Below are 5,178 nucleotides of genomic sequence, written 5' to 3'. Positions count from 1 at the left end.
TGCACGAGACCGGCTTTCCGGACCGCTTGTTCAAGGCAAAGGAATTAAGCGGTGATCGTATCGTTGGACTGATCTGCGCGACGGGCGGACGCTCTGCTTCCTTGCTTCGCGCTTTGAAACAAGCTGGTTACTCAGGCTACGCTGATATCTCGGAGGGGATGCTGGGTTCAAGCGACGGAAAAGGCTGGATCGCATCGGGCTTGCCAACCATTCAGATCACTGTCGCCCTGAAGGGGCTGCCCGCCGAATTGGCCTGACCCGCGAAGGCCTGACGCCAGGTTGTGACAAGAGCCTGATATATGGTCAAATTGGTCTGGTTGAGCAGTAAGGCGGGTCTGGTCGAATGACCGTATCGATGGCGATGCTTGTTGTAACATGCGCGGCGGTCCTGATGGGAACTGTCCATCATTACGCGCTGTCGGGCATCCTGAGGTTTTCTCCACACCGGTCGGAGGGATCGGGCTTGCGGATCATCCTCACATTTTCCGTCCTGTTGCTGCTCCACGTTCTGGAACTTGTCACGCTTGCCGTGTTCAACGCGATGGTGGTGGAAAGCGTGCTACCGCAATCGTTCGGAAATAGCCCGCCGCTGTTTGAGGATATTCTCTATGTGACAGGCATCTCCTTCTCGACCCTTGGCTATTCGTCCCTCGAGGTGGCCGGACCCTTTCGGCTGTTGCTGATGCTCCAATCACTTTTGGGCTTCATGCTGCTGACCTGGTCGGCGACGTTTCTTTACTCTGCTTGCCAGCAAGTCTGGCAGAAGGCGAAAGATACCCGATGACAGCCACCCGGGTTGAGCGGGCAAACCACTAACTCAATGCGCGCCTGTCCGAATATCCCTTGACCTTCCAGTGGCTGGAATACCTAGGTAGCAAGCTATGGCACAGATAGTCGAAAAAACCGGCGATCCCGCATCCCGGCATCGTCACAGCGATATCGTGAAATTTCCCGTGCGGATCGGTGCGTTCCTGGTCCTGCTGTCATTGTCGGCTCACCTGTTTCTGGATGAGAGAACCTCGGTGGCTCTTGCTTCGATCACGCTTGCCTTGATCGGTGGCGCCTATATCGGCTTTGGCGCCGCGGACGGCCATCCCCGCGTGTTTTGGGCAGAGCTCGCGGTCGCTCTTTTGTTCGGCCTGGCGGCGTTCTTGGGGCTGATATGGCATTGGGCCTTCCTTCCTTTGGGATTGGCCCTGCACGCCTTATGGGACATCTTGCACCACAAGTCTCGCCGTCTCGCCAGCGTTCCGAACTGGATTCCGTTTTGCGTTTCCTTCGACCTTCTCGCAGCGGCCTTTTTCATCCTGCTTTATGGCGTGTTTTGAACCATGAAGTGGCGTGTACTTCTTTTTGCTATGATCCTTGTCGGAACTGTCGCCTTGGCATTCCCGGATGTCTTCGGCATTGACATTCGCCTGCCCTCGCGCGCGGAAATCGACCGCTGGATCGAGGCCGCAGGTCTTGCCGGTCCAATTGTCATCGTCGCGCTTATGACACTCGCTATCGTGGCGAGCCCCCTGCCCTCCGCGCCCATCGCTCTCGCTGCCGGAGCCGCCTATGGACATACCTTTGGAACGATCCTTGTCGTTCTTGGCGCAGAACTCGGTGCGCTTATCGCCTTTGGTCTGGCGCGCAGCCTGGGCCGACCGTTCGTTGAGCGTCATCTCGGTCAGAAGATAAACACGGGACTGTTCGGGTCACAGAACATGCTGACTTTTCTGGTTTTCGGCAGCCGCCTGCTGCCATTTCTGTCCTTCGACATGATCAGTTACGCCGCCGGTCTGAGCAAGCTGTACCTTTGGAGGTTCGCGCTGGCCACAATGGCCGGGATTATCCCGGCGAGCTTTCTCCTCGCTCACATGGGAAGCCAGGCGATGAACGGAGATGCCCGCACCGCCACCTGGACCGCGCTTGCCCTCGGTGCCTTTACCGGCCTGTCGGTTCTCTTCGCCGCGACGCGAAAGACCGGCAGACAACGGAAGGAGAGTTGACATGGCCAGTCATTCTCAAGTGGCTTTGAAAACATACGAGGTCAAAACATGACCGAGACGATCCTTGGTTCGGAACCGGCCATTCGCCTGACGGCGTTCCTCGGCGTCCTTGCGGCCATGGCGCTGTGGGAAATCGCCGCTCCTCGTCGTCGGCGCGACATTCCGCGTGTCATCCGGTGGACCAACAACATCGCGCTTGTCGTGATCGATACGGCAATCCTGCGTCTGACCTTTCCGATTCTGGCAGTGGGCCTCGCAGTCACCGCCGAAGACCGTGGCTGGGGTTTGTTCAACACCGTGGAGGTCCCGTTCTGGGCGGCTGTGCTCGTCTCAATGCTGCTGCTCGACATCGCGATCTACCTGCAGCATGTGATGTTTCACGCCATTCCTGCGCTCTGGCGCCTGCACCGCATGCATCATGCGGACCTTGAATTTGATGCAACGACCGGCCTGCGCTTTCATCCAATCGAGATCCTGATCTCGATGGTGTTCAAGCTCGCAGTCGTCGCTGCCCTGGGACCCCCTGCCGTCGCGGTTTTGTTGTTCGAGGTGATCCTGAACGCCACGGCCCTGTTCAACCACGCCAATATCAGTCTGCCGCCGTCCGTCGACCGCTGGCTGAGGTGGATTATCGTCACCCCCGATATGCACCGCGTCCACCATTCGGTCGATCCGCGGGAAACGAACTCGAATTACGGTTTCAACCTGCCTTGGTGGGATCGGCTTCTCGGGACCTATGTCGCGCAACCTGCGAAGGGACACACCGGCATGGAAATAGGTATCGAGCAATTTCGGACGACGCGAGATTTGTGGATCGACAGAATGCTGGTTCAGCCGATCCGGGGACCAGCAAGCGGATATGCGCTCGATATGTCCGGGAATAGCGAACCGCAGTCCGAACAGGCGCTCGACTCCCAGTCCGATAAGACCAATATTCCAGATACCGAAGAAAAGGATTGATGAATGATACGACGCACCTTTCTACTGACCGGCGCTGCCGCCACAATCGCGCTTCCGGCCATGGCCGATACCGCACCGGCCATAAAGGTTGTCAAATCCCCGACCTGCGGATGCTGTACCGCCTGGGTCGATCATGTCCGGCAGGCCGGATTCCAGGTCGAGGTCCAGGATGTCGAGCAGGACGCCCTCTATGCGCTGAAAGACAGGCTCCAGATCGCGCCGGAACTGGCCGGTTGCCACACCGCCGTGGTGGGCGATTATTTCATCGAGGGCCATGTGCCGGCAGAAGACATCGCCCGGCTTCTCGCAGAGCAACCGGCGGCGCGCGGGCTCACCGTGCCGGGTATGCCGATGAGTTCCCCCGGCATGGGTGGTCCCGGGGCCGGCGATACGTTTGATACGCTGCTTGTCGGGCCCGATGGCGCGACATCGGTCTTTGCCAGTCACAGCTAGGCCAATCGGTAGGTCCCACGGGACGGGTTTGTGACCCGGCCCGCCTCGACAAGCGCCCGCAGCGCACGGTAGGTCGCCTCATGCGTCAGCTGGAGACGGGCGGCAAAGTCGACGACTGTGCCCTCCAGAAGACCCGTAACGATCCCCGCCATCACCCGATCCTCGGCGCGGCGGATGCCGACAATTTCAATGATCTGCCGGTGCGCCTGAACCTGTTGGGCCGCCTGGCGTCCATAGGCCCGCGCAAAGTCCGGGTTCGCGAAGCCGGCGAGAACCGCGGATTTGTCGATCCGGACCAACTCACCTGCATCCATCACGATGGCATCGCAATGATAGTGCTTCGAAAAGACCGAGGCTTCGGCAAAGCTGGTCCCGGATGTCGCCCGGTGAATGATGAGGCGCTCGCCATTCGGACCAACCCGTTCGAGATGCACACGCCCGGTCTTCAGCACATAGAGGCCCCGGGTCCGTGCACCCTGTCGAAAGAGCACGTCGCCAGCCGCAATTGTTTGCGACTGACGCGCAGATGTCGGGAGAAGGTCATAGGGTTCTGGCAACATATGATTGAAATCATATTCTAGAGCAGGCCTGCGTGCTAGGAAAAACGGGTATCTTGCCGTTCAAAAGGAGCCCGTCATGCGCCTTGTTGCTCTCCTGCTTGCCCTGTCATTGTCTGGACCCGTCGCGGCCCAGCACAGCCATTCCGCGACCGGGCATGCGATGCCGGGCCCACAGGAAACCGGGCAATCGGCCTTTGCCGCCATGGCCGACATCGTGGCGCTCCTACGCGCCGATCCCGATACCGATTGGGCAAATGTCGATATAGCGGCTCTGAGGCGACATCTCGTTGACATGGAGCTTGTGACGACGGAGGCCGAGGTTACCCGCAGTGTGCGGCCCGCCGGTATCAGATTCGAGATCCGGGGGGCATCGCGCGTTCTCGAGGCCATGCGCACCATGGTGCCTGCCCATGCGCCTTTCCTTGCGGTCGAGACGGGTTGGGACGTCACGACAGAGGATCTCAGGGACGGTGTTGCCCTCCTCGTCGATGGTGATTCCGACCAGATACAGGGTCTTGGGTTCTTCGGTCTGATGACCATCGGTGCGCATCACCAGGAGCATCATCTAATGATGGCAAAAGGCGCACCACCCCACCGCTGAGCCGATGATCGGCCACAGTTTCCCTCCGCCAGGCCCCGGGTTGCAGACAAACCGTTACAAAACCCGCGTTGACGTTCCGGCGCGGGAAGGTTGCACATTTGCCATGCTATGGATGCGACCGATAACACTGAACGCAGGGATTTCCTGTATTACGCCACTGCTGGCGCGGGCGTGGTCGCCTCGGGTGCGGCGCTCTGGCCGCTGATCAACCAGATGAACCCCTCGGCAGATGTGCGCGCCCTGGCGACAATCTCGGTGGATATCTCCGGGCTCGCCGAAGGCACGCAACTGACCGTCAATTGGCGCGGAAAGCCCGTCTTCATTCGCCACCGGACGCAAGCTGAGATGGCCCAGGCGCGTGAACAGGCGGTCTCCACCTTGCCGGACACCGAGGCGCGCAATCCCAATCTTCCCGGCGAGGCCGCAGCGCAGGATGAGAACCGCGCCATTTTGGGCTATGACGCCTATCTGGTGATGATCGGTGTCTGCACCCATTTGGGATGTGTCCCGCTTGGCGATGGCGCGGGCGATTTCGGAGGGTGGTTCTGTCCCTGCCACGGGTCGCATTACGATACCGCTGGACGCATTCGCAAAGGGCCTGCGCCGGAGA

General features: G+C 59.8%; 8 protein-coding genes and 1 pseudogene. 8 read left to right on the top strand and 1 reads right to left on the bottom strand.

The genetic code is table 11. From position 1 onward, the window contains the following. The 6 genes and pseudogenes from MRY75_RS14460 to MRY75_RS14435 all read left to right on the top strand — a co-directional run. Positions 1-257 (top strand): annotated as a pseudogene (locus tag MRY75_RS14460) (rhodanese-like domain-containing protein); the annotation flags it as partial. A gap of 86 nt (positions 258-343) precedes the next feature. After that, entirely contained in the window at positions 344-784 is a 441-nt protein-coding gene (locus tag MRY75_RS14455) for an ion channel (protein WP_292308710.1), read from the top strand. Between the two features lie 97 nt (positions 785-881). Beyond that, complete coding sequence (locus MRY75_RS14450; protein ID WP_292308709.1) at positions 882-1,328, top strand: DUF6010 family protein; 447 nt, start codon at positions 882-884, stop codon at positions 1,326-1,328. 3 nt (positions 1,329-1,331) lie between these two features. Next, complete coding sequence (locus tag MRY75_RS14445) at positions 1,332-1,994, top strand: VTT domain-containing protein (RefSeq protein WP_292308708.1); 663 nt, start codon at positions 1,332-1,334, stop codon at positions 1,992-1,994. A 48-nt stretch (positions 1,995-2,042) separates the two neighbouring features. Further along, positions 2,043-2,954 carry a sterol desaturase family protein gene (locus MRY75_RS14440; RefSeq protein WP_292308707.1) on the top strand — a complete coding sequence of 304 codons (912 nt, stop codon included), beginning with the start codon at positions 2,043-2,045 and terminating at the stop codon, positions 2,952-2,954. 3 nt (positions 2,955-2,957) lie between these two features. Next, positions 2,958-3,407 (top strand): DUF411 domain-containing protein, encoded by a 450-nt coding sequence (locus tag MRY75_RS14435; RefSeq protein ID WP_292308706.1) that lies wholly within the window; start codon positions 2,958-2,960, stop codon positions 3,405-3,407. On the opposite strand, the gene MRY75_RS14430 is transcribed toward MRY75_RS14435, so the two are convergent. Further along, positions 3,404-3,967: a Crp/Fnr family transcriptional regulator gene (locus tag MRY75_RS14430; RefSeq protein WP_292308705.1), complete on the bottom strand. Its 564-nt coding sequence runs from the start codon at positions 3,965-3,967 to the stop codon at positions 3,404-3,406. The two genes, MRY75_RS14435 and MRY75_RS14430, sit on opposite strands and share 4 nt — an antisense overlap. Positions 3,968-4,043: 76 nt before the next feature. Between MRY75_RS14430 and MRY75_RS14425 the strand changes: the two genes are divergently transcribed. Further along, the gene (locus MRY75_RS14425; RefSeq protein ID WP_292308704.1) at positions 4,044-4,568 is read left to right on the top strand and encodes a hypothetical protein; all 525 of its coding nucleotides are present in this window, start codon (positions 4,044-4,046) and stop codon (positions 4,566-4,568) included. 108 nt (positions 4,569-4,676) lie between these two features. Beyond that, on the top strand, positions 4,677-5,178 hold a 502-nt coding region (gene petA / locus MRY75_RS14420), incomplete at its 3' end, for a ubiquinol-cytochrome c reductase iron-sulfur subunit (protein ID WP_292308703.1).

The sequence above is a fragment of the Marivita sp. genome, from assembly GCF_022763305.1.
Lineage (GTDB): Bacteria > Pseudomonadota > Alphaproteobacteria > Rhodobacterales > Rhodobacteraceae > Marivita.
This window is presented reverse-complemented; position numbering and strand designations above follow the sequence as displayed.

Excerpts from the sequence above, each read along its gene's own strand:
- MRY75_RS14455 (WP_292308710.1), top strand. The coding sequence starts at position 344 with ATGACCGTATCGATGGCGATGCTTGTTGTAACATGCGCGGCGGTCCTG.
- MRY75_RS14425 (WP_292308704.1), top strand. The coding sequence starts at position 4,044 with ATGCGCCTTGTTGCTCTCCTGCTTGCCCTGTCATTGTCTGGACCCGTC.
- MRY75_RS14445 (WP_292308708.1), top strand. The coding sequence starts at position 1,332 with ATGAAGTGGCGTGTACTTCTTTTTGCTATGATCCTTGTCGGAACTGTC.
- MRY75_RS14430 (WP_292308705.1), bottom strand. The coding sequence starts at position 3,967 with ATGTTGCCAGAACCCTATGACCTTCTCCCGACATCTGCGCGTCAGTCG.
- MRY75_RS14440 (WP_292308707.1), top strand. The coding sequence starts at position 2,043 with ATGACCGAGACGATCCTTGGTTCGGAACCGGCCATTCGCCTGACGGCG.
- MRY75_RS14435 (WP_292308706.1), top strand. The coding sequence starts at position 2,958 with ATGATACGACGCACCTTTCTACTGACCGGCGCTGCCGCCACAATCGCG.
- MRY75_RS14450 (WP_292308709.1), top strand. The coding sequence starts at position 882 with ATGGCACAGATAGTCGAAAAAACCGGCGATCCCGCATCCCGGCATCGT.